This window comes from Clostridium drakei (genome assembly GCF_000633595.2).
In the GTDB taxonomy this organism is placed as follows: domain Bacteria; phylum Bacillota; class Clostridia; order Clostridiales; family Clostridiaceae; genus Clostridium_AM; species Clostridium_AM drakei.
On record NZ_JIBU02000023.1, the window covers coordinates 185,596 to 208,317 of the forward strand.

27 protein-coding genes and 2 pseudogenes are annotated in these 22,722 nt (G+C 27.9%); 1 reads left to right on the top strand and 28 read right to left on the bottom strand.

Going from position 1 to position 22,722, the window contains the following annotated elements; translation table 11 throughout:
• Positions 1-286: 286 nt before the first annotated feature.
• The 3 genes from EG57_RS0212645 to EG57_RS0212655 all read right to left on the bottom strand — a co-directional run bounded on the left by EG57_RS0212645 (position 287) and on the right by EG57_RS0212655 (position 4,332).
• Entirely contained in the window at positions 287-913 is a 627-nt protein-coding gene (locus EG57_RS0212645; protein ID WP_032077571.1) for a TetR/AcrR family transcriptional regulator, read from the bottom strand.
• A 317-nt stretch (positions 914-1,230) separates the two neighbouring features.
• Entirely contained in the window at positions 1,231-2,970 is a 1,740-nt protein-coding gene (locus EG57_RS0212650; RefSeq protein ID WP_032077572.1) for an ABC transporter ATP-binding protein, read from the bottom strand.
• A 66-nt stretch (positions 2,971-3,036) separates the two neighbouring features.
• Positions 3,037-4,332, bottom strand: coding sequence for a hemolysin family protein (locus tag EG57_RS0212655; protein WP_032077573.1), 1,296 nt, complete (start codon positions 4,330-4,332; stop codon positions 3,037-3,039).
• A gap of 482 nt (positions 4,333-4,814) precedes the next feature.
• Here EG57_RS0212655 and EG57_RS0212660 point away from each other — a divergent pair, with 482 nt between their 5' ends.
• On the top strand, positions 4,815-5,144 hold the full coding sequence (locus tag EG57_RS0212660; protein ID WP_032077574.1) for a hypothetical protein: 330 nt from the start codon (positions 4,815-4,817) through the stop codon (positions 5,142-5,144).
• 39 nt (positions 5,145-5,183) lie between these two features.
• Here the strand turns inward: EG57_RS0212660 and EG57_RS0212665 are convergent, their stop codons facing one another.
• The 25 genes and pseudogenes from EG57_RS0212665 to EG57_RS0212765 all read right to left on the bottom strand — a co-directional run bounded on the left by EG57_RS0212665 (position 5,184) and on the right by EG57_RS0212765 (position 22,681).
• On the bottom strand, positions 5,184-5,630 hold the full coding sequence (locus EG57_RS0212665) for a phage holin, LLH family (RefSeq protein WP_032077575.1): 447 nt from the start codon (positions 5,628-5,630) through the stop codon (positions 5,184-5,186).
• A gap of 65 nt (positions 5,631-5,695) precedes the next feature.
• On the bottom strand, positions 5,696-6,529 hold the full coding sequence (locus EG57_RS0212670) for a GH25 family lysozyme (RefSeq protein ID WP_052037898.1): 834 nt from the start codon (positions 6,527-6,529) through the stop codon (positions 5,696-5,698).
• A gap of 22 nt (positions 6,530-6,551) precedes the next feature.
• Positions 6,552-6,800: a hemolysin XhlA family protein gene (locus EG57_RS0212675; RefSeq protein ID WP_032077576.1), complete on the bottom strand. Its 249-nt coding sequence runs from the start codon at positions 6,798-6,800 to the stop codon at positions 6,552-6,554.
• Positions 6,801-6,931: 131 nt separating this feature from the next.
• Positions 6,932-7,210, bottom strand: coding sequence for a hypothetical protein (locus EG57_RS0212680; protein WP_032077577.1), 279 nt, complete (start codon positions 7,208-7,210; stop codon positions 6,932-6,934).
• A 23-nt stretch (positions 7,211-7,233) separates the two neighbouring features.
• A complete protein-coding gene (locus EG57_RS0212685; protein WP_032077578.1) occupies positions 7,234-8,052 on the bottom strand; it encodes a hypothetical protein in 819 nt (272 codons plus the stop codon).
• Positions 8,053-8,063: 11 nt separating this feature from the next.
• On the bottom strand, positions 8,064-8,375 hold the full coding sequence (locus EG57_RS0212690; RefSeq protein WP_032077579.1) for a hypothetical protein: 312 nt from the start codon (positions 8,373-8,375) through the stop codon (positions 8,064-8,066).
• A gap of 354 nt (positions 8,376-8,729) precedes the next feature.
• The gene (locus EG57_RS26545) at positions 8,730-8,891 is read right to left on the bottom strand and encodes a hypothetical protein (protein WP_161782712.1); all 162 of its coding nucleotides are present in this window, start codon (positions 8,889-8,891) and stop codon (positions 8,730-8,732) included.
• Positions 8,892-9,069: 178 nt separating this feature from the next.
• Entirely contained in the window at positions 9,070-9,801 is a 732-nt protein-coding gene (locus tag EG57_RS0212695; RefSeq protein ID WP_032077580.1) for a hypothetical protein, read from the bottom strand.
• A gap of 495 nt (positions 9,802-10,296) precedes the next feature.
• Positions 10,297-10,410, bottom strand: a pseudogene (locus tag EG57_RS27475) (transposase); the annotation flags it as partial.
• Positions 10,411-10,447: 37 nt separating this feature from the next.
• Positions 10,448-10,905, bottom strand: a pseudogene (locus tag EG57_RS25860) (transposase); the annotation flags it as partial.
• 334 nt (positions 10,906-11,239) lie between these two features.
• Positions 11,240-11,650 (bottom strand): hypothetical protein, encoded by a 411-nt coding sequence (locus EG57_RS0212700; protein ID WP_032077581.1) that lies wholly within the window; start codon positions 11,648-11,650, stop codon positions 11,240-11,242.
• Positions 11,651-12,151: 501 nt separating this feature from the next.
• Positions 12,152-12,544 carry a hypothetical protein gene (locus EG57_RS0212705; RefSeq protein WP_032077582.1) on the bottom strand — a complete coding sequence of 131 codons (393 nt, stop codon included), beginning with the start codon at positions 12,542-12,544 and terminating at the stop codon, positions 12,152-12,154.
• A gap of 118 nt (positions 12,545-12,662) precedes the next feature.
• Positions 12,663-13,055, bottom strand: coding sequence for a putative ABC transporter permease (locus EG57_RS0212710; RefSeq protein ID WP_242859846.1), 393 nt, complete (start codon positions 13,053-13,055; stop codon positions 12,663-12,665).
• A gap of 41 nt (positions 13,056-13,096) precedes the next feature.
• Positions 13,097-13,219 carry a hypothetical protein gene (locus tag EG57_RS27300; protein ID WP_278246468.1) on the bottom strand — a complete coding sequence of 41 codons (123 nt, stop codon included), beginning with the start codon at positions 13,217-13,219 and terminating at the stop codon, positions 13,097-13,099.
• A gap of 310 nt (positions 13,220-13,529) precedes the next feature.
• A complete protein-coding gene (locus EG57_RS27385; protein WP_032077822.1) occupies positions 13,530-13,724 on the bottom strand; it encodes a hypothetical protein in 195 nt (64 codons plus the stop codon).
• A gap of 553 nt (positions 13,725-14,277) precedes the next feature.
• Positions 14,278-14,994 carry a hypothetical protein gene (locus EG57_RS0212720; protein WP_032077584.1) on the bottom strand — a complete coding sequence of 239 codons (717 nt, stop codon included), beginning with the start codon at positions 14,992-14,994 and terminating at the stop codon, positions 14,278-14,280.
• 274 nt (positions 14,995-15,268) lie between these two features.
• Positions 15,269-15,553 (bottom strand): hypothetical protein, encoded by a 285-nt coding sequence (locus EG57_RS27030; protein ID WP_242859847.1) that lies wholly within the window; start codon positions 15,551-15,553, stop codon positions 15,269-15,271.
• A 41-nt stretch (positions 15,554-15,594) separates the two neighbouring features.
• Positions 15,595-16,089: a DUF4376 domain-containing protein gene (locus tag EG57_RS0212730; RefSeq protein ID WP_032077585.1), complete on the bottom strand. Its 495-nt coding sequence runs from the start codon at positions 16,087-16,089 to the stop codon at positions 15,595-15,597.
• Positions 16,089-18,422, bottom strand: a complete 2,334-nt coding sequence (locus tag EG57_RS25455) for a phage tail protein (RefSeq protein ID WP_052037900.1) — start codon at positions 18,420-18,422, stop codon at positions 16,089-16,091. Before EG57_RS25455 ends, EG57_RS0212730 begins: the two co-directional genes overlap by 1 nt.
• Positions 18,423-18,424: 2 nt before the next feature.
• A complete protein-coding gene (locus EG57_RS0212740; RefSeq protein ID WP_052037902.1) occupies positions 18,425-19,048 on the bottom strand; it encodes a putative phage tail protein in 624 nt (207 codons plus the stop codon).
• Positions 19,041-20,099 (bottom strand): baseplate J/gp47 family protein, encoded by a 1,059-nt coding sequence (locus EG57_RS0212745; protein WP_032077586.1) that lies wholly within the window; start codon positions 20,097-20,099, stop codon positions 19,041-19,043. The genes EG57_RS0212740 and EG57_RS0212745 overlap by 8 nt, the downstream gene beginning before the upstream one ends.
• A complete protein-coding gene (locus EG57_RS0212750) occupies positions 20,092-20,523 on the bottom strand; it encodes a DUF2634 domain-containing protein (RefSeq protein ID WP_032077587.1) in 432 nt (143 codons plus the stop codon). The genes EG57_RS0212745 and EG57_RS0212750 overlap by 8 nt, the downstream gene beginning before the upstream one ends.
• Positions 20,524-20,541: 18 nt before the next feature.
• Positions 20,542-20,967 (bottom strand): hypothetical protein, encoded by a 426-nt coding sequence (locus EG57_RS0212755; protein ID WP_084572226.1) that lies wholly within the window; start codon positions 20,965-20,967, stop codon positions 20,542-20,544.
• Between the two features lie 11 nt (positions 20,968-20,978).
• On the bottom strand, positions 20,979-21,293 hold the full coding sequence (locus tag EG57_RS0212760) for a DUF2577 family protein (RefSeq protein ID WP_029161572.1): 315 nt from the start codon (positions 21,291-21,293) through the stop codon (positions 20,979-20,981).
• A gap of 14 nt (positions 21,294-21,307) precedes the next feature.
• Positions 21,308-22,681, bottom strand: coding sequence for a C40 family peptidase (locus EG57_RS0212765; RefSeq protein WP_052037904.1), 1,374 nt, complete (start codon positions 22,679-22,681; stop codon positions 21,308-21,310).
• Positions 22,682-22,722 lie beyond the last annotated feature (41 nt).

Here is a 22,722-nt window from a genome sequence, read left to right on the forward strand (position 1 = left end):
TACCTCCATTAACAATCTTTACTATAATCTTTAGTATGTATAAATTCAAATACTAGTAAGTTAAAAAACTTTTACACAATCACCCCCATAAATCCATTATTAACAATACATAGATATCCCTAATTTAATCATTCTATATTACTAACTTTTACTGCTTTGTACTATTTAGTCATATTTACATGAATATATTAGTCTATAAGATGTCTTAATTATAGTTATTTTAGTTATAAAAATCACTATGACTTTTGTCACATATTTAATTTATTGAAAATAATTGAATTCATGATCACACCCATAAATTCAACATAAAATCTACTACCTTTTCTGTTTCATCAACATCATTTTGTTCACATATATCATGAATTCCCATATACTCCATTATAACTAAAGTTATAATAGTACTCATAAATTGATACGCTACCATCTCAAAATCTAATTTTTTCATTTCCCCTTTTTCTGCTCTTTTTTTGAAAAAATCTGCCAGTATATTAAGCTGTCTTTTAAAAATTTTTGAAAGAAAATCAATATCACCATTTTCTAGCAAACTTTTCTCGCGAAAAATAATAGATGCAAATTCATCATCTTTTCTATAATTCTTCTTGAAATTATTACCTAAATAAATCATTGCTTCTCTCAATGTCATTTCATCTTTTATCCCTTTTAATGTTTCGTACAAATGCTTATCTAAAGCTTCATTTCCTTCCTTCAATAAGCTTTTCAATATTTGCATTTTACCATCAGGAAAATAATGATAAATTAGTCCATCAGTCATGCCTATACTTTTAGTAATAGATCGAACAGATGTACTATAATAACCATTTTGTGCAATCAATTTTTTAGCTGTTTTAAGCAATTGTTGTTTTCTTTCAGCAGCTTGCAATTCTCTACTGGTCATTTTTTTCCTAATACTCATATTTCCCTCCATTTTATTCATTAAGCGTTCAATAAAGTTATTGTAATCCTAAATATTACTACCGTCAACATATTTTTACTTTATTTTTTACACTTAAATACAAGTCAAAAAAATCCGTAATAGCTAATGTAATCCAGAGTATAAAGCTCCTAAGAGAATAATAAAATTATAAGCATTATATATGTTAATTTAATGTTCAATTAATGTTTAAAGTTTGTTAACATTGATATATTAGATTTCTATTTAAAAAAATCAAAAAGTCAGTTAGAATATTCTAAAAAACATTCTAACTGACTTTTATAATATTAATAGATTTATTAAGAAATTTGTTCAAATTGCATATTATACAATGAAGCATACATTCCATCTTTATTAAGTAACTGCTCATGAGTTCCTGATTCTTCTATTCCATCTTCTGTAAGAACTAATATTTCATCTGCATTTTTTATAGTACTTAATCTATGAGCTATAACTATGGTAGTTCTATTTTTAGAAAGCTCATCTAAAGATCTTTGTATAAAATATTCGCTCTCGTTGTCCAGTGCAGAAGTTGCTTCATCTAATATAAGTATAGGTGGATTCTTTAAAAAGGCTCTTGCTATAGATATTCTCTGCTTTTGCCCTCCTGACAGTTTTACCCCTCTTTCTCCAACATAAGTATCATATTCGTCCTCTAAATTCATTATAAAATCATGAGCATTAGCTCTTTTAGCTGCTTCTACTATTTCTTCAAAAGAAGCGCCTGGTTTTCCATAAGCTATGTTTTCCTTTATGGATCCTGCAAACATATATACATCCTGCTGAACTATACCTATAACTTTCCTTAATGATTTTAATTTTATATTTTTTATGTTTATTCCATCTATATTTATGCTGCCTTTAGTAGCTTCATAAAACCTAGGTATAAGGCTACAAAATGTAGTTTTCCCGCCACCAGAAGGCCCTACCAATGCTATATTTTTACCTGCTTCTATTTTTACATTTATATTGTTTAAAATATTGTTATCATCATTGTATCCAAAAGATACATTTTTAAACTCTATTTGTCCCTTTGGATTTTTAAGTTCAACAGCCTTAGGCTCATCCTGTATGTCTGGCTCAGTGTTCATAACTTCTAAAAATCTTTCAAATCCTGTAATTCCTCTTTGAAACTGTTCAGTAAAGTTTACAAGTTTATCTATAGGATTTAAAAATACATTTATATATAATATATAAACAACTAAGTCAGAAACATTTAGTCCACCATTACTTATAAATATTCCTCCTAATAATATCACAGTTAAGTATAATATTCCTTGAAAGAATCCATTTCCACTAAAAAATTTTCCCATTATAAAATAGCTTGTCTCTTTAGTTTCTAAAAATTCCATATTTCCTCTTTGGAATTTAGATTTTTCAACACCTTCATTTGAAAAAGATTTTACTACTCTTATTCCTGATAAACTGTCCTGAATTTGAGCATTTACATTTGCAATTTTTTCCCTATTCTTTTTGAATATATATTTCATTCTTTTGTTATAAAAATATGAAAAATAAATCATCACTAAAGTTATAAAAAACAATATTATAGTTATTTTAGTATTAATGCTTAAAAGCACTATAAAAGATCCAAGTATTTTTAACATGGATATAAATATATCCTCTGGTCCATGATGTGCTAATTCTGATATATCAAATAAATCTGTAATAATTCTTGACATTAGTTTTCCTGTATTTGTATTGTCATAATATGAAAAAGAAAGTTTCTGCAAATGATTAAATATATCACTTCTCATATTTGCTTCCATCTTAGCTCCCATTATATGTCCCCAGGAAGTTATATAATATTGACAAAAATATCTTATTACATAAGTCAAAAATAATCCTAATCCTATAAACATCACATAATGAAGCAATTTTATCTTGTCTGTTAATGTATAAACATCATTTAAAAGATATCGTACTACAAGTGGAAATGCTAAATCTATAGTCGATAAAATAAGCGCACAAAACATATCCATGAAAAACATACTTTTATATGGCTTATAATAATCAATAAATTTTTTTAGTATACTCATATTTACCTCCTTTTTTAACAATTAATAATTTTAAATTAGCATAAAAAATATAATATATTTCTGCATTTATTGCTGTGAAACATTTTTAATTAAAATTTTAGTTATTCTTTTTCCATTACATTTGCTTATTATGAAATCATAATTTTCATAGGTAATTTTACTTCCAACTTGTGGAGGCAATTCAACTTTTGAATACAACCATCCTCCAATAGTATCAATATTCTCTGTTATCATAGGAATATCCAAAATATCTTCAATATCATCTAAAATAACTTTACCATCTACAATATAATTTCCATCATTAAGTAATTGAATTTCCTCTAATCCTTCATCAAATTCATCTTGAATTTCTCCAACAATTTCTTCTAAAATATCCTCAATAGTTACTAATCCTGAAGTACCACCATATTCATCAATTATTATTGCCATATGCTCTTTTTCTTTCTTGAATTTTTTAAATAGCACACTAATAGATGTAGATTCAGGTACAGATAATATATTTCGTGTAATTTTTTCTATACTTTGTTCATTTCCTTCAATTTTTTGTTTATACAAATCTTTTATATGTATAAATCCTATAATTTCGTCTTTGCTATTTTCACAAACAGGATATCTAGTTAATTGTTCCTCCATAGCCATTTCTAAAATTTCATCAAAAGAATCTTCTTTAAAGATACAAACCATATCAGTTCTTGGAATCATTATATCTTTTACGGTTTTTTCAGAAAAATCAAAGATATTATCTACAAAAGTCAATTCTGTTTTATCTATTAATCCATGTTTATAGCTTTCTTCTGCTAATAACTTAATCTCTTCATCAGTGTGTGCTACTTCATGTTCCTCAGTAAGAGAAATATTAAATATACCTAATATAGCATTGGTACTATGATTAAATAACCATATTATAGGATAGGTTATTTTAAAGAAAAATATAAGTGGTGCTGCCGTAATTAGTGCTATTTTTTCAGTATTTATAATTGCTAAAGATTTAGGTGCAAGTTCTCCAAGTACAATATGAAAAGCTGTTATTATAGTAAAAGCTATTATAAAAGATATTGAATGTGCAGCAACATCTGATAAGTTAAAAAGTTTAAAAAGCGGCATAATAATTTTAGATATTGAAGGTTCTCCTATCCATCCTAATCCCAACGATGCCAAAGTTATTCCCAATTGACATGCTGACAAATATGAATTCAAATTATTAACAATATCCTTAGCATATTTAGCACCTGTAGTTCCTTGTGCTAATAAAGTTTCTATTCTTGATTTTCTAACCTTCACCATAGAAAATTCTGCTGCTACAAAAAATCCATTCATAAAAACAAGAAAAAATATAATAAAAACATTAAGTAACATTATCATTCTTTAATTTCCCCTTTCTCGGTTTCAATTCATAAGTAAGAGTATTATATCACAAATTTAATATATAAATATACTTGTAAAGTTCTCTGTTTCTCAATTATTCCATAATATCAAATAGAGACTTCAGCATTAAAGTTAAATTTACTTTTCATACTGAATCACATTTTATCCGATGGCTACCATCCGTAACACTTCCATCTTCTTAAGATGGGAGATAACGGCTGATACGCCACTGGATAAGTTCTTCTAATACTCACTTGATACGAATTCATTACATTCATAATATAAGTCTTTCATAAATTTTAACTTTTTAAACAATTTATTAGATATTCAAATCATGCTTAATTACTAATAATACTTAATGTTATCTAGTATATTTCTAAATATATTTTTATAACATAAAATATACATTGGCAATAAGACAACTTCAAAGTATAATGTAATCAATAAGTTAGAAAATTGTAAATTTACATAGAAAGGAGATGCTAAAAATTAATAGTTTAAATTATTTTAATAACAGAGAGGATTGTAAAAAATTCTTAGATGGCTTTGATTTTAAATATTTTATACCTTATTTTCACGATTGGATTGGTTATAATAGGTATACTGTTCAATTAGATGAGGAATGTAATAAGGTAATATATTGTTCTTTAGATTCTATAGAGAATGAATTGGTCAAAGACTCATTTTCTTTTTTTAACATCGAAAAGCTGAAAACTAAAAATAGAGAAGGAATATTAATGAACACTTTTCCACTTGCTCAAGAAGGTGAATCACTGAGAAGGTATGTAAAAGGTAAAAAATATTTATAAGAATTACCTTTTTATTCCAAAAAGCAAAAATACCCTAGGCTAAAAGCCTAGGGATTGCATTATTGGATCATGTCCTAAATCATTCACTGCATTTTCTATAGCAGCGTTGATTAAATATTTCCTTGATTCCGTTATCTCTATATCAAGTTCTTCTAATATTTTATATATTACATCTTGAGCTACTTTTTTTCTTTCATCCTTACCTATATTTTCTGTATAATAAAGTTGTTGAGCATGTCCTACTGCAATTATTGCCCATTTCTCTATAACTTTTAATATATCTATAGCTTTGTTACCTGGTAAAATAGCATCAATGGACTTTATAACTGCATCCGAAGCACCTACTATCTCTTGAACCTTCTTTAAATTTTCCTCTCCATTTATACCATTCTTTTTTAATGCTGGAATTATAATCAACATAATTCCTAGAACTCCCACAACCACACCTAAAATTACTAAAATACTAATCTCTTGTGCATTTAACATTAATAATCCCTCCTTTAATTTCAAATTTTTTACAAATAAAAAAAGCCTTTAAGCTCTCAATTTTACTATTTACCACCATTTTTTATAAAGTCCAATACTGCTTGATTAGTTTGAAATCTGTCTTGACCTGATATCAATTTGGTAAGGTAACTTGTATACTGTTCTTTATTTCCTCCAACACCTATTATATTTTTCACACAAGTATAATCAAATTTTCTATCATTGCTTATAACAGGGCAGTTAAGATAATCAGCCAATATATTAGCGCTATTTTCATCTGCCCCTCTATTTGATACTACTAAATAATCCACTTTTTTCATACCTCCATCTTTTACAACTATATTATCCATAAAATAATCAAGATCTACATTTCCTATAATTCCATCTAAACTTCCCGATTCTGAATATTGCCATGAAGCTGTCCCATCTGTATATAAACTTGGTTCTCTGCCATAGCTGGCTAACCATAAAGGAACATTTGGTATATTGCCTTCTAAATATCTGTGGTAAAAGTTTTCACCTGTATAAATTCCAATTTGAAATCCTTGTTTTCCAATATAGTTTATAAATGTATTTGCATAATTTACAGCTGTTTGCTTGTCCCAATGTTCTTCAGCTTCTAAATCCAACCATAGAATTGTATCACTTTGAAAATTATTTATAGTATTCAAAAAATGTTGTGCTTCTCCTATTGGATTTTCAGAATTATATGAGGCAAAATGATAAAAGCCAATTTTAAGTCCAGCTGATTTTATAAGCGGATATCTATAATTAATAAGCTTATCCACATGTGCTGTTCCTTGGCTGGCCTTTTGAATTACAATTTCTACTCCTTCATTTTTAACAACATTCCAATCCTGAACATTATCACCCTCATATATGTCTATGCCATTTAGCATTGTTGATCCTCCCCTTATATATTTATTTTTTTAATAAAATTCCAATAACAAAAATAGAGACTGTAACAAATATTCCAAGTCCCCACATTATCACATTTATAAATGTATCCATCTTTTTTATTAAATTTTTAATTTCAGTATGATTTTCCCTGTCATTTTGTTCCAAAACATCAATTCTTTTAGAATGTCCGTTTAGTCTATCCTCATGATCTTTTAATGTAAGTTTTATGTTTTGATGTTTTTCATTGCATAATTTTTCGTCATAATTCATATGCCACCTCTGTTATAATAATTTTAAATAGAATGAGAATTCTTAAGTTATTAGGTCTATTTCTCTAATATTAAATCAAATTTTTCAAAAAACTCCTATTCTTTGGATTTAAGTTAGTTCGTATAAATTTTCTATTGTGCAACTTTTTCAAATCTAACATTTATGCCAATATCAAAATTGTAATTTTTAGTAATTTCTTTGATTCTATAATCATTAAGATTAATAATTTCAATATCATTATTTGTAATTGCAGCTTTTATTTCTTGTCCTACTAAATTAGTAAAATCACTTTTAGCACTATCTTGCAGCATAACAGTTAATAATTTTTCTTTTCTATTTTCAGTCCATGTAATTGATTCAAAACAATTAGAAACTTCATATTCTTTTTCTGCATTTTTCAATTTTAACATAAATAACTCACCATTTCCTTTTCTTAATTTTTTATTGTGTATTTAATATTTATTTTATATTTATAATAATTTATATATCCACCTTGGTATATATAACCTGTATATTTTTGTCTATAAGTTCTTGTATCACTGCCAGGTTTAGTTACTGTTCCTTGATAAGTTGCATTCCAATCTCCTAAAATAGCTCCACCATCAGCATTCATTCGTTTATTAGAGGTCGTATATGTGACTAAATTTAATGTTCCCGAATATCCATCTGAATTATAACTTATAGAAGATGGTGGCATGTTTTCCCAATTACCTTCTCCTCCTACACCATAAATCAACGCATAAGCTGTACCTGATTGAGTTGTTGTTATAGTTTTAGAATCAGAAGGTGTATAGCTTCCACTAGATACATAACTACTACCGCTCTCATAAAGCGTGCCACTATATCCACCACTAGAACAGGAGATACTACTTGCAAAAGAATTTGAAGAACTATCTCTATAGTCCTCTTTATACATACTATATTTTGTAGAATCATATGTACTTCTTGAAACAGTTCCATTATTAACACTTACAGTAACATTATCCTGATTTTTTGTGTAAGTTACGTTTCCGTTATCCACAGTAACTTCATCAACGCTTATCAAATTGGGAAAATTAAGAGTATTTGACATACTCTGTAGTGTACTTTCAGCAAAATCATAAGCTAATAATTTTTGAATAGTATATTTTATAAAATCTTTTATTTCTGATACTACTTTATTTTTAACAAGTAATCTCTTTACTTCATTTCCTACCTTATAATAAATGCTTTTTATTTGTTTAATTTCTGTTCCAACCTTAATAAGTATCATTTAATCACCACCTACTCATATACAAAATAAAGTGTTGCTTCCTCTGCTGTAGTCACTGTTGGTAATGTATTAGTTATTACCATTTTTTTTATTTGTTTGCTGTTTGTAAAATTATCTAAATTCTGAAAAAGTTGTTTTGTTTGTTTTGTTAAACATTTTCCTTTTAATTCTAACGGTAAGGTTGTATCATTTATATCCCCTATTTGCTTTGCATTATCTGCCAAATGTAAATTAAAATCACTTTTATTAACTTTTTCTTGAATAACACCGGTTCCATTTAAAATAACAATTTTATCTAATATTTGTTTGTTCTCAGGTTTCAATTTATTTCCTCCTTTTTTCTTTTTTAATTTAGTGGATTTTTGAATTATAATTCATTTAACTTTAAGACTTTTCTACACTAATACATAAGTTTTTTTCTCCAATTTTTATAAAAAATATCTTAAAATTCTTGAAATACTGTATTACTATTTCGCAAACATCTATCTTTTTTAATTTAAAAATATTAAAGAATTTGAACAAATAAATTCAAATTCTTATTTTCTATTTATATTTATTTTTTATAATTATGTCGCATAATTTTCTCATTTCTAAATATATACATCAATATCTATAAATAACTATTTATAAGGCTTAATAGAGATTAATAAATATGAATATTACATATTGCGACATAACTATTCTTCATCTTTTTCAGGAATTATTACAGTAAATTCTTTGCCTTCATCTTTCCCAAAGGTAACCTCTTGAATATCTAGTAACATAGAATCACTTTCCAAATAAACTTCACCTTCTTGATTTCTATTTTCTAAATTAGCTATCAAATCTTTAACGTTCATGTACTAAGCTCATTAATATAATAAATTTAAAAGACACCCTTAACTGAGTGCCTTATAGTTTATATTCACTTTCTAAACTTAAAAGAGCTCGAAAAACTCCAAGCTCTTTATAAAATAATTATAATTTCTACATAATATTATTGTAATTTATAATTTAGTTCTCATATTAAATTAGATTTTATCTAGGTGAACGAGCTAACATATATACAAAGCTAGGTTCTTCTGCAACTTTTGTAGCAAGTACTACAAGGTCTTCAGAATCACTAGTTACTGACATCCAATCCGTTTTATTAGTTAAAACAGTAGCAACATTGTATGCTTTTTGTTTATTTGGAGCTATGCCTTTGTCTAGTAAAAAGTTTTTCAATTGTTCTCTCACTGCATAATCATTTCTACCTAAACGAGCCAATTCTCCTTTTATAAGTTTAATATCAGAAGGAGTTAAGGTTACATATGCATCATATGCACGATTCTTTTCATATATTGCTAAAGTAAATGTTCCTGGATGGTCCTTTGATTGTAAAACTGCTAATGGCAATCGCATTTCTATTTTAAAAGGATCCATTTTACCATCCTGAGTTTTAGAAGCCGCCATTATAGAATATATACTATACCCAATTTCATTAGCAGTATCTCTATAGTAATTATTTCTAATTAAAATATCTCTTACACCAATAGCTGTTGGTGAAGGTGTGTTATTAAAATATCTGTTTAAATCATTCATAGTTTCTGTATCAAGCGTACAATAAACTGAAAAGCTATCATAATTATTTACCATTGCCATTATAGAATTATTCTTTTGCATAGTCTTATTTGAAGAAGCTGCTTGTACATTTCCTCCTAATACTACACTGCTTGACCCAATAATTGATAATGCCATTAAACTAGCTACTATTTTTTTTGATTTCATAATGTTTATCCCCCTTCATGTTTTGTAAAATATTGATATTTAATACAATTAAATGATAATGTATTTTTGGCAATTTGTCAAATTGTACTATTTTTGGTATTATTAAGATTTTATTTATTATATTACATTCATTTCACAGAATAATTTAACAAATTTTGTACTTTTATTTCGTATGAAAAATATCAAAGCAAAGCATTATTAGATCATATATCTACTCTACTTAATAAATATTTTAATATATATCTTTATAAACAAATTTACTATAAAAATTAAAGTTATTTTTTAATAATATTTAAAATATAAGGAAAAAACTACTCATTGTTAATTTTATCCAAAATATTTTTCACTATAATTTTTGTTATATTTCTAAATCACGATACTTTTAAAAAATTTTTCTATAATCTGTCATGTACATATTTGCCTATTGATATGACTAGGTTTATACCTATATTTATTAATATTTACTTATGTGAGATAAATTTAAATTATAAAATTTTATAGTAGGTGCGATAACACCCTGGCTATCTTTTTCATATTCTGAACTGCTGCTGTTAACAAACATTGTTCAGAAACTTTTTTAATTCCACGCATGCGACAATAGCACAAACCATGGAGATTTTTTCAATCTGCAAATCTAATCCCAATAAGTTCTATGACCTAAATAGAAAAATCCTTTTGGTTTTCCATCTCTATTGCATATAGCCACTATCATAGTCTGTAGTACTTGTCTTACTTTCTTTAGTTTTTCCTATTTTATTTTTTAAAGGTTGTTTTCCATGAGCTACTCTATCCTTATTAATGTCTTCTTCTAACTCATTAAAATAGTCTTTGATTGATTGTGCAATTTGTTCTTTTGTAAATTTGTTTTTATTAACATTAGCTTTTAAGTGTGTATAATCTGTATATAGAATTTTATGATCTATCGCTCTTATCTTATTGCAAATAAGTAACCTATAAACACATTTTAAATAAAACTACTGGCTGAATTGCTGGTCGTACATTATCAGGACAATAGAAATCCTTAGTTAAATCTCTTATAAATGAGAAATCTATACATTTATCAATTTTCCTTAAGATATGATCTTTAGGAACTAAATTTTCTATATATACTAACTCTAATTGTTGCTATGCAGAATTATTTTCTTTAATCATAATAATTAACTCCTTAAAAAATCTGATATTATACCAATTCTACACAAAATCTTAAAATCTTTTTTGAATTCAAAAAAGCCCTATCGGGCTAAAAATTTAGAAGGCTGCTGACATATAAGCGCCCCCATAGGAATGATTATATACAATAAATTAACACCTTTAAATATTAGTTTTCAAATATGAACTAACTAAAAGAACTTGGACTAGTTCCAAGCTCTTTTAATAATATTTACATTTAACTTTTTAATAATCTGTATGAGGCTTTAAACTATTAAAAGTTTTACCATCATAAATAAAAATAAAATTTATCATATGCTAAAATACGAGATTTTTCATCAAGTGCTCGTACATCAACCAAATAATTTCCAACGTCCTTAACATATTGGTAAAGATTAAGACTTAAATAATCTGCTCCACCACCAAACGCTACTATTTCTTTACCTGAAACTTTTGTCACTCTGATTTCATTTAAACGAGCACCTGAAGTCCTTGTCCAAAAAACATCCCCTCTTGAATTAATATCTGCATCTAAGTTTGTTCTATAAGAATTGGTAGCTATCATTGAAACACTGCTTGTACTATTTAAAGTTGCTGCTTTAGCAGTTCCACCAAATGTTAAACTACTTGCTCCAATGATTGATAATGCCATTAAACTAGCTATTATTTTTTTGATTTCATAATGTTTATCCCCTTTCATATTTTGTAAAATATTTATATTTAATACAATTAAATAGTAATTTATTTTGGTTTATTTGTCAAATTATATATATATTGGTATTAAAATAATTGTATTTGATATAATATATTCATTTTTGAAAATAATTTAGCAAATTTTGATATTTTTGTTTCATATAAAAATATCAAAATAAAACTTATTAGATCACATAACTACTACAATTAATAAATATTTCAATATACATTTTCATAAACACACTACCATGAAAATTGAAGTTATTCTTTAATAATATTTCAAATTTAATCCAAAGACTACTTATTAATAATTTTTATTAAAGTATCTTTCACCATAATTTTTTGTTATATTTTCAAATCACAATATTTAAGAAAAATCTTTCCAATACGACATAAAAAGCTATTATCAATAGGTATAGCTTTTTCATTGAAGTTAATTCATGTAATTTTGAAAAAATATAGGATAAGGTTAAAAAATAAAGCACCTTATCCTATATTTCATTTAAATTTAATTTTCTTTTGTTACAGTTCCCCCAAAAATATATTCTATGTAAGTACTGTAATACTTTCCTTCAGCATATGCTACCTTTAAGGCATTAAATTCAGAATCATGAACTACATCTAAACATCTAACTTGTCCACTATATCCCTCTGAATCAGTAAAATAAGGCACGGTATCACCATATTTATAAGTACCATATACTTTGCCATTGCTAGTATACACTGGTACACGAGCTCTTAAAGTTACATACTTGGTATTGGTTGAAGTTGTAACAGCTTTTGTTTCTAGTGCTTGTAGATTACCAATTTGTGGAGATGCTGCTAACGCAGTTGTTGATACACTAGAAAAAAGTACTAGTGAAAAAAAGAATGTCAGAATTTTTTTAAAATTTTTACCCATTTTTTATAATCCCCTTTCATAAATAGAAAATATTTAAATTTATTCCTAATTATATAATATAATACATAAAATATCAACATAAAATAAATATTTCCAATTATATTTTATGTATTTCGATTTAATTTCCTATAACCAAGTCTTTGTAATTTTTTAATAATCCTTCAGGTTTCTTTTCTCCAAAGAGCTTATATCTTAAATAATCATCTACATAGACACATGCTGGAACTAACAAAAACCACAATAATGCATAAGGTAAACAAACCTGTCCTAATAAATTAAACGGTTCAGTGGAATAATCCCAAATACCTAATCCTAACCATACATTTAAAATCATTCCACTTGTAAATTCTATCATTAAAATTATTAAAGTACCTATTACACACTCCTGCCACATCTTTTTATCATAAAATTGTGGATGCTCATTAAGTCGTCCTATAAAAAATGAAGCCAGTCCACCTACCAACAGCATACTTATATGTGTCCATCCACGCCAAAATCCTTCTAGTACCATATATAAAGCACCCATTATAAAGATTAAAAGTAAGTCCTTTTTTAAGTAATACTTGGAATTGCTATATCCCATGTTACTTTTTGTACCTCCTCTATAGAATTTAAACTATTAATATATATTTTTAAATCTTCATATTTATTTTTTATCCGATGGCTACCATCCATAGCGCTCCCATCCTGTTAAGGAGGGAGATAACGGCTGACACGCCCTGGATAAGTTCTTCTAATACTCAGATAAAGAAAGGTATTTCTCACAAGCAAACTTCATCTTAGTCTAAGAATCACTTGATAATTAAATCGTATAATTTTTCTAAACCTTTTTATGTATACCTATAACTATTGATACAGCTAAGTTTATACTTGTATTTATTAATAGTTACTTATGCAACATAATTATTTTTCATATCCTCAATATAATAAATTTTCAAATTTAAAAGACACCCTTTCGAGTGCCTTGCCTTAATGTTTGTTTTTATTATGCTATTCCTAATTCTTCATTTACTTTTTTATTTGTTCTATTTGAAGCTTCTAGTATTTTTCTATAAAGTAAATTACCATTATACCCTTGTTTTAAGTATTTCTTTTCATAATACTCAAATGGTAAATTAGAATGATTAGTATCTAGATATTCAGCTAGTTCTCTATCTTTCATTAATTTCCTAGCTTGCATTCTATACTTATTTCTTAACCAATGAGCCTTGATAGCTTGTTCCTTGATTGCTAACGATTTATCTATTTTGTTAACAATATTTTTATCATGGCTAATATACCATTCTCTCACTTCCAAATTACTTAATTTTCCAAGTAAACTTTTATATTTTTCAAAATTATTAGCTGCTATAACCTTCTAAACCTTTCTTTATATTATTTGCATCACTAATATAGTATAGCTGATATCCCAAAATTTATCAATCTAAAATAGAAAATGTTAATTTTAGATACTTTTTACTTTATTACATCTTTTTCATTTTTTAATTTTTCAATGATCTTTTCCTCTTCAATAAATTCCTTCATTTTAGCTTCTACAAGTAATATTAATCCTTACCGCCTTGTCTCCCATATATAAACACCCTATCAGGAATGAGTATATATCTTTAAATTCTACCTGTCATTTTTATACATATTAGCACTTATTAATGCGTACACATTACCTTTCTATTGTGACACAATAAAAGCACACCAAAATAGATGTGCTTTTACTTTATTATAATATTCAATTATTTCTATTTTGATTGAAGGGCTATTCTATAGTAATTATTATCATCACTTTTCAATACTAATAAATTTTGATTAAGATTTACTAAGTCATCAAGTGCGAACGGTGTAAAATTGAATAAATTCCATGAAAATTTATCAGCTACTGTAGGATCTGATACTATATTTTTCTCAATCATATACTTAGCCAATATCTGTACACTAGTACAATTACCTGACTTTACAAAATCTCTTACTAATGCTATGTCTTTAGGCTCTAAAATCCCATAAAATGAATAATTTTCTATTGGTTCATTTTCACCATCTATTGTCATAAGTGTATATGTCCCATCTTGTGCTTGTAAAATTTCTGCACCATATTGTATAATGCCTAATGCAATAGTAAACCCTCCTGTTTTTTTTGTTTCCATCTGCAAATCATAAATACTATATGAAATATTATTTGCAAGTGATCTATTTATGCCATTTTGAATTAGTATGTTTCTTATATCCATAATTGAAGGATTACTAGGATTGCTTTGAAAATAGTCTTCTAAATCTTCTATCGCATCATAACTAATTTTTCCACAGTAAGTATATTTCTGATTAGTTATTATTGAATTTACAGAAATATTACTATTAGAATTATTTTTTACAACTTTAGCTTGTACACTTGTTAATGCTAAACTAGAACTTAATATAGCTCCACATAAAACAGGTGTTAATAATTTAATTTTTTTATTCATAACAATACCCTCTTTCATATTTTGTAAAATATTGATGTTTAATACAACTACATACTATTACTATCTTACTTTTTTGTCAAATAACTCCATTAATGGTACTATTAAGAATTAATTCAGTGTAATATATTCATTTTTCAGAATAATTTAACAAGCTTGTATGTTTGTATTTAATTTCCTATAAATAAGTCTTTATAATTCTTTAATAGTCCTTCTGGCTTCTTTTCTCCAAATAATTTATATCTTAAAAAATCATCTACATAAATACATACTGGAACTAAGAAAAACCACAATAAAGCATATTGTAAGCATATTTGTCCATAAATATTAAAGGTTCTGAGGAATAATCCCATATGCCTAACCATAGCCATACATTTAAAATCATACCACTTGTAAATTCTAATATTAAAATTATTAAAGTACCTATAACACATTCTTGCCACATTTTACGATCATAAAATTTAGGATGTTGATTCAACCTACCTATAAAAAATGAAGCTAGTCCACCAACTACTAGCATACTTATATGTGTCCAGCCACGCCACAAACCTTCTACTACCATATATAAAGCACCCATTATAAAGATTAGAAGCAAGTCTTTCTTTAAGTAGTTGTTGTTGGAATTACTGTGTCCCATGTTACTTTCTGAACCTCCTCTACAGAATTTAAACTATTAATATATATTTTTAAATCTTCATAATGATTAGTATTTTTTTCTATGTGTCTTTTAATATCTAATCCCAAAGCAAGCATATTTTTAGGTTGCCATTCTGTACATTTAATAGCTTCTTTATTCTTATAATAGTTTATAGGTTCTGTAGTTAAATTTGCTAACCTTAATTGTGCTATTGTAACAAGTCCATTTATTCTGCTTTGGTCTGTAAGTTCACACGAATAATCTTCTATAGTTGTTCCATCAAAAGCACTAGATTTAAAAGTGTTTATTATAGCATTTTGACATACTAAATTCATTTCGTTTATCTTTTGAATTTTTGTATTTTCTAATGAACCAATTTGCATTGCTTGTTTTTCTTCTTCTGTGTAATCTTGCTCTATTAGTTTACCTGTTGAGCAATCTATTACTAATTTATCTGCCATTATTTGCACCCCCATAAAGTAAATGTTGAACCTATTGCAAATTTACCTGAACCAGTAGATAAGGATATTTTATTTATTTTATTTAATGTATTTCCCCATGCACCTGAGAAATATTTTCTTTGATTGACATTACTATAATTATATCTACCTAAGATTGATTTTCTTTCAGTTTGAATATTATTCATAAATATTTCGCCAAAAGTCATACCATAATTATAACTTGCCCCATAATTTAAAGTTATAGCCGATGATCCTGTAGTAAGAGTATCTTCACCATAATTATATAATGAACTCGAATCATCATTAAATTGTATATTAATATAAGAATTTGAAATCCCTTTAGCAGAATATATAATTTTAAGATAATTATAATCATTTGATATTAATGTAAAGTCTATTTGTTGTATTGAAGTTGCTAATATCACATTGCCTATTTTTTCCCAAGCACCATCTCCACTATATCCTTTACCTTCCCAAGTAACACTAGCATTACTTACAGTAGGGCTTGTATCACTTACACTATTTCTATTTAATATCCATTTGATTTTTATACTTGGATTTGCAGTAATATCTATATCTGATAAATCAGCAATTGAAGTAACATTAGATTTTAATACTGTAGTTCCAGCAGAATTCCATACATCGCATCTAACGCTTGTATTAGTAGGTGTAGTTTGTGTCCATTTTATATTACCCCATTTTTTTAGGTCGCTTGGTGTTACTGTTTTTATTGCTGTTCCTGTTGTAGCCTTATGATAAACCCCTAACCTGAAAGTTAAGTCCTTTCCTAATTCGCCATTAGAAACAAATCCATTGTTTGAATACTGACTAAAACCATTTACAAAAGTATCTGTGGCTGCAAAACTAATACTATAGGAATTAGTGGCTGAATTAGATACGCCATCATAAACTCTGATTATTATACCATGTTCCTTTATAACTGGTATAAGAGTATCAAAAGTAGCTCTACAAAATTTAGCATCAGCTGTAACACCTATAACATTAGCTGTAGCTAATGTCATATTAGTAATGGGATCATACAAACTAACAGTTAATGTTCCTATGGGACTATTGTGTTTGTTCACATATAATTCAACATATCCTATAGCATCAAAACTAATACCATCAGAAGTAATAGTTTGAGATACATAGTATGATGCCCATATATTAGCACCTCCACTTACTGTTTCATTCTTTATCATATCTTCAACATAACTCAATTTAGCTATACCATTTTCTAAAACACAATTATTTAAAACTGCATCATCCAATCCCCAAACACTTTGATACCTTCCATTATCTATATCTTTAGATGGTGGTAAATCTATTAATCCCCAACCAGTAGGTTGTTTTTGTACTATTTGCCATACAGTTCCGCCAGAAGGTAAATGCTTCGTATTATCTGCCAAATGCGACGTAAAATCTTCTTTAACTTTCTCTAAAGTCACCCCATCATTACCTTTTATATCTTCTGCTTTAATTTCTTTATTGATTTTACTCTGTAATGATTTGCTTAATTTACTTTCATTAACACTATTTTCTTCCAATAAAGATCCATCAGATTCATTTACCATACTAGTACATTTTTTTATTGTCTCAAAATAGATGGTTTCATCCTTTTCTAATACCCAATCTATTAGGTCAATACTTAGGTTATCTGAATTTATATTATAATTTACTTCTTTAGTCAAAATTTCATTTAAAAATTTAACATTTAAGATATCTTGTTCTGGATTAAAATTTGCATGACCTATGGGAATATGTCCAATATTATCTTCTTCAGCAGTGAATTTCGTATAAATATTAGTAAATACTGCTGCATTTTTTTCATCATCTACCTGCTTTTGTAAAGATTCTACCTTTTTTTGCACTGCTTCTACATCTTCCTTATGTGCCAACATGACACCTTGATCCACTTTTAAAGTTACTGCTGCGGTGTTGGAAACTTCTAATATCATTCTTATGGTTAAATCTTTTGTACTTCCATTACTTGCAATAGGTTTATAGGTCTCAGGGTATTTCCCAATAACTAATAAATTACCTTCATCATCTAAAATTCCAGCTTCTCTTATCATAAAATTTCCAATATCCGCAGGAATTAAAACTTCTGCAACTATCCAATTATTATTGCTTTTATCAATATTAAGATTGTTTACTGAACCACTCCAAACTTGATTTTTCAACGTTGTTTGATCCTCTATTGGGTTATAATAATTTCCTCCACCATCACCAAGTACAAAAGTAGTAAAATTTACTTTAGTTCCAAGTGCGCTTGCATTTGCTATTTTTGCCTTACCAACTTTAGTTAATATAGAATAAAATTGTTCTTCCATATTTATGCCTCCTTTCTAGGGTATATAGTTACTCTCTCATCAGCTGAATTATTTCCTGCTGCAATATGAAATTTCCCAACACTTTGAATTTCTTTTTTGCTCCAAGGATACACTGTTATTGTTTCTCCACATATCAAGCAACTAGTCATATAAAATTTTTTATTACTTATATTAAAATTCAAAGCTAAATCATAATCCAAATGTGCTGGTTTAACATATTCAATAGTTTCATACAGCTCTTTTAAATTTAATATTTTACTTTTTATTTGAAAATCAATAAAAAAAGAATACTGCGAAGTATCCTGAATTATCTTAACTATTCCATCAGTAAATTTTGAAATCATACTTTTCATTATATTAGGTGTAATTGGGCTAACTTGTGAAAGTTTAGCCATTACTTTACTTCTTCTTATATTTACATCTAAACCTTCAATTGTTATGATTCCACAAAATTCTTCCCATAATCTCAATGCCCAAGTTGCAGTTTGTGGGAAAACTTGAAGCAGCAAATCTTCTAAGGCTTCATCATATTTATCAAAATCATTTTTTTCTACACTTTCAATTAAATTTGAAAAAACTTTATTTTCAAGTAAAAATGGCGGTAAATAACCTTCAAAATCACTCATAGGTTATTACCCCCAATACTGGTTTTTCTTCATCTGTTGTGCCCATATTAACAATATCTCCATTTAATTTTACACTTGCAAAATCTTCAACACCTTGTGTATTGGTAATTATAGCAGATATATTTATTAATTTTACTGAACTCCCTGGTTTTAAAGTATTAATATAATTTTTTATACTTGTTTCCACATTGGATTTATCTCCCTTAAAATCCATTATGCTAACATTAATAACTTTGTTTGATACAGTAACTATAGATACATTAGCCCCAATAGGTGCCGTACCTTCTCCAGTTCCATTCTTTGGATCAATATGATGCTTTACATTATCTAAAATATTGCTATCAAGCGATTGTCCATTATCACCATAACAAATAACTTTTACAGTTCCAGGACCATTCCAAAGAGGAACTACTTTCACCCCTTTAACACCACTAACTTCTTTTGCCCATCTCTCATAGTCACTCTTGTTTCCGCTGGATGGAGGGTTTTGCACTCTTTGAAGTAATCTAGATAATAATTCACCATCAGTTTCAGGATCAGTTCCACCAGTTGCAGGGGTTTCATTTGTAACACTAATTATTCCATTTATAGTAACTGGAAGTTGAGTAATAGTATTTGAAGGAACATTGTATTTTGAACCAATATCTATTGCTCTTAAAGAGCTAATAACTTTTTCATCATCTCCAATTACAGAATCTGTTGTAGTTTTATATTTTAATCCTCCTGGAGTTTGTATCATAGTTCCTGCAGGTATTAAAGTACCTTTCTTGCCATTTATAGTTTCATTTACTACTGCATACTTAGCGGTTGTTTCATAAACTCCCCTTGAAGCAGCATGCATTTTTAAATATTTCCCTGAACTAAGCTGAGGAATAGCTTTATTTAATAAATCATCTAGCTTTTCATACCTTTTAGCACTTTCTTTTGATACAGGAGCTAGTGAATCATGTATAAATGAGCCTTCTAATTTATCTACATCAGAAGTTATATCTTCTTTTAATCTTTTTAATATTTCTGAATCAGAATTTCCATCAATATAATGATTAAACATTTATATTCACCTTCCCTTGATCAGTTATAGCTGTAAATTCAATTGATAACTTATCTTCCTCATAGTTTACTTTAAAACCTTCAATTCTAAGGATATGTAAGTTTGCACTTAAACACTCCCTTACCAATCTTTTAGCCTCGCTTTCTACTAAGCCATTGCTAAATCCTTGTCCTATAATACTATCTAAATCATGTCCATAGCTATTAGAATAAATACTATAAGTCATTTTCATAGTATGAAGTGCTTTCCACATCCATATTTTTAAAGCTTCTTTTCCTTCTACTACTTGAAACTTACCATCCTTTAATAAAAAATTATTTTTTTCAAAATCCCATGCATATTCTTTTGGAATACTTGAGGTTGCCATTGCTGAGCTTTCTGTTGCTGTATTTAAATTAGAAACATAATCAGGAAAAATACTCATGTATTCCCTCCTTTCTTACTATGAAAGCTTTTTATATTCTTTTAAACTTAAAGTAAATTCAATATCTCTACTCATTGCATTTTCTTTGTAAGTAAAGTTCTCAATAGAATATAAACTATTTATATTTGTTCCAGTTACAATAAACCGAATTGGCTTTCTCCAATGCATAAAAGTATCTAGTATCCAAACATAATCATAAGGGTCATCTCTTGGAGTACATACACAAAAATTGTAATTTTGTGCAGGAAAAAAGCTACTAAATGTTATAGTAGCTAATTTCTTTTCCCCTATGATATTAATTTCTCCTAATCCTTCTGTTTCAAAAGTTTCGTTATTTGCACCAACTTGTACTTCAAATGTTGGAGGATTAACAGGCAGCTGAAAAATCTGATTTTTATTAAGTTCGTTACCGTCTGTCCTTTCATCTTTAAACCAAAATTCCACAACATTACCCCCTACACTAACTTATCTATAACAAATAATTTTTGGTTGTCTTCAGTAGCAATACAAGCAACTCTTTCTCCAGTCTTAACGCCTTCATGTGTAATAGTTCCTGTAACTTGACCATCTGGACACGATAAACTAAAAGGTATATGATACTCCGTGACACTTTTACATATATATAAGTTATCACCTGTAAATAATCCTTCACCGTTGTAAATGCTTATGATAAGAGGGTTTTCTTTAGCTACAATACCCACGATCACGCCCATATAACTTTCATTATCTCTGCCCCTTATTTCTTTAGCAAAATCTATATCATAACTCATTTTATTTATACCTCCTAAAGAACCCTTATTGCTGCATTACAATCACCATAAGTAGAAAATTGACTTATTTTAACTACATCTCCTGTATGCGGACAATGGATAAACTGGTCATTACCTATGTAAATGCCCACATGGCCAGTGTTATGGAAAAATAAAATATCTCCTGCAGTTGCTTCTTGAATACTTATTCTTGTTCCTTGATTTATCATATCATAGGTATAGGCAGTTAAATTATATCCAAAATGATTAAATACATAGGCTACATAACTACTACAATCAAAGCTATTCGGAGGATTACCTCCCCCATTAACATACGGAACACCAAGAAACTGTTTAGCAAAGGCAATTATTTGATCAGCCTTACTACTTACGCTACTAGAATTATCACTATTATTAGTAGAACTACTGGCTGCTGTTAATTCTTCAGGATCTGCAAAAGTAACTCCACTAAAATCTATAACAACAGTTACTTTATGTATACCATTATTAAGAGAATGTTGTGCAGATTTTATCTTGTAATATCCTTGCAGCCCATATCTTGCAATACTAATATAAATACTTCTTTTCGCCCTAATATCTTCGCAATTTTCTATATCTACTAAGGTACAAGTTAATTCCCTTTTTGTTCCGTTGTAAGCATATAAATACTTATTAGCAACATTTTGTGCTTGTGCTGCATTGCCTTTTTCTATAGTTACCACCTTACTAAGCCTGCCGAATATTTTTATGCTATTATCATCATTTGCGTGAGCATATGAACCTGTATCACTTTCTTCGTTTGAAGCTACATCTACATAGTTTACCATCTCTTCCATACTTCTAGTTACTGAAAAATCAGTGCCTAATGCATACTTACAATCAAGTTTTAAATTACTTATTCTATCTATCCAAAGAACATTACCTCTCATTTCCATGCATACATCTTCGCCAAGTTCAAGTTTACATTGCTCCAAAATGTCCTTTATAATATCTGAAACTGCCTTTCCTTTGTAAAATTTGCTTATCTTTGTACTAAGTGCTGTGCAAGCTCCACCTATACCCTGTCTATTTAAAAGTGCATAAATAGCATCTTTAGCGTTTAAGCCGTTAAATTGGATTATATCTTCATTCTTATTAAGATAAAATGCATAATCCATAGCAGTATAACTGCTTGTTTTATCTTTATTAGTTTTATTTACAATAACGCCTTGAAACACTACCTTACTATCTTTTTTTAAAGTTAGATGACTTCTTCCTTCTGCCAGGTCTAATGTACTATCGAAGGTTAGACTTACGGCTAGTGTGTCAGAATCATCTGCCCAACTAAAACTACCACATCTATCGATTATATCCTCTGGTTGTGGAAGTTCACCTTTACCTATTATATGGTTAGTATACAAGGTCCACATTATTAAAAACGCTCCTTTTATTAAAATTACATAAAATAAAA

Coding starts and splice junctions, on each gene's coding strand:
- EG57_RS0212645 (WP_032077571.1), bottom strand. CDS start 913: ATGAGTATTAGGAAAAAAATGACCAGTAGAGAATTGCAAGCTGCTGAA.
- EG57_RS0212650 (WP_032077572.1), bottom strand. CDS start 2,970: ATGAGTATACTAAAAAAATTTATTGATTATTATAAGCCATATAAAAGT.
- EG57_RS0212655 (WP_032077573.1), bottom strand. CDS start 4,332: ATGATAATGTTACTTAATGTTTTTATTATATTTTTTCTTGTTTTTATG.
- EG57_RS0212660 (WP_032077574.1), top strand. CDS start 4,815: ATGCTAAAAATTAATAGTTTAAATTATTTTAATAACAGAGAGGATTGT.
- EG57_RS0212665 (WP_032077575.1), bottom strand. CDS start 5,630: ATGTTAAATGCACAAGAGATTAGTATTTTAGTAATTTTAGGTGTGGTT.
- EG57_RS0212670 (WP_052037898.1), bottom strand. CDS start 6,529: ATGCTAAATGGCATAGACATATATGAGGGTGATAATGTTCAGGATTGG.
- EG57_RS0212675 (WP_032077576.1), bottom strand. CDS start 6,800: ATGAATTATGACGAAAAATTATGCAATGAAAAACATCAAAACATAAAA.
- EG57_RS0212680 (WP_032077577.1), bottom strand. CDS start 7,210: ATGTTAAAATTGAAAAATGCAGAAAAAGAATATGAAGTTTCTAATTGT.
- EG57_RS0212685 (WP_032077578.1), bottom strand. CDS start 8,052: ATGATACTTATTAAGGTTGGAACAGAAATTAAACAAATAAAAAGCATT.
- EG57_RS26545 (WP_161782712.1), bottom strand. CDS start 8,891: ATGAACGTTAAAGATTTGATAGCTAATTTAGAAAATAGAAATCAAGAA.
- EG57_RS0212695 (WP_032077580.1), bottom strand. CDS start 9,801: ATGAAATCAAAAAAAATAGTAGCTAGTTTAATGGCATTATCAATTATT.
- EG57_RS0212700 (WP_032077581.1), bottom strand. CDS start 11,650: ATGAAAGGGGATAAACATTATGAAATCAAAAAAATAATAGCTAGTTTA.
- EG57_RS0212705 (WP_032077582.1), bottom strand. CDS start 12,544: ATGGGTAAAAATTTTAAAAAAATTCTGACATTCTTTTTTTCACTAGTA.
- EG57_RS0212710 (WP_242859846.1), bottom strand. CDS start 13,055: ATGGTACTAGAAGGATTTTGGCGTGGATGGACACATATAAGTATGCTG.
- EG57_RS27300 (WP_278246468.1), bottom strand. CDS start 13,219: ATGGATGGTAGCCATCGGATAAAAAATAAATATGAAGATTTAAAAATA.
- EG57_RS27385 (WP_032077822.1), bottom strand. CDS start 13,724: ATGCAAGCTAGGAAATTAATGAAAGATAGAGAACTAGCTGAATATCTA.
- EG57_RS0212720 (WP_032077584.1), bottom strand. CDS start 14,994: ATGAATAAAAAAATTAAATTATTAACACCTGTTTTATGTGGAGCTATA.
- EG57_RS27030 (WP_242859847.1), bottom strand. CDS start 15,553: ATGGTAGTAGAAGGTTTGTGGCGTGGCTGGACACATATAAGTATGCTA.
- EG57_RS0212730 (WP_032077585.1), bottom strand. CDS start 16,089: ATGGCAGATAAATTAGTAATAGATTGCTCAACAGGTAAACTAATAGAG.
- EG57_RS25455 (WP_052037900.1), bottom strand. CDS start 18,422: ATGGAAGAACAATTTTATTCTATATTAACTAAAGTTGGTAAGGCAAAA.
- EG57_RS0212740 (WP_052037902.1), bottom strand. CDS start 19,048: ATGAGTGATTTTGAAGGTTATTTACCGCCATTTTTACTTGAAAATAAA.
- EG57_RS0212745 (WP_032077586.1), bottom strand. CDS start 20,099: ATGTTTAATCATTATATTGATGGAAATTCTGATTCAGAAATATTAAAA.
- EG57_RS0212750 (WP_032077587.1), bottom strand. CDS start 20,523: ATGAGTATTTTTCCTGATTATGTTTCTAATTTAAATACAGCAACAGAA.
- EG57_RS0212760 (WP_029161572.1), bottom strand. CDS start 21,293: ATGAGTTATGATATAGATTTTGCTAAAGAAATAAGGGGCAGAGATAAT.
- EG57_RS0212765 (WP_052037904.1), bottom strand. CDS start 22,681: ATGTGGACCTTGTATACTAACCATATAATAGGTAAAGGTGAACTTCCA.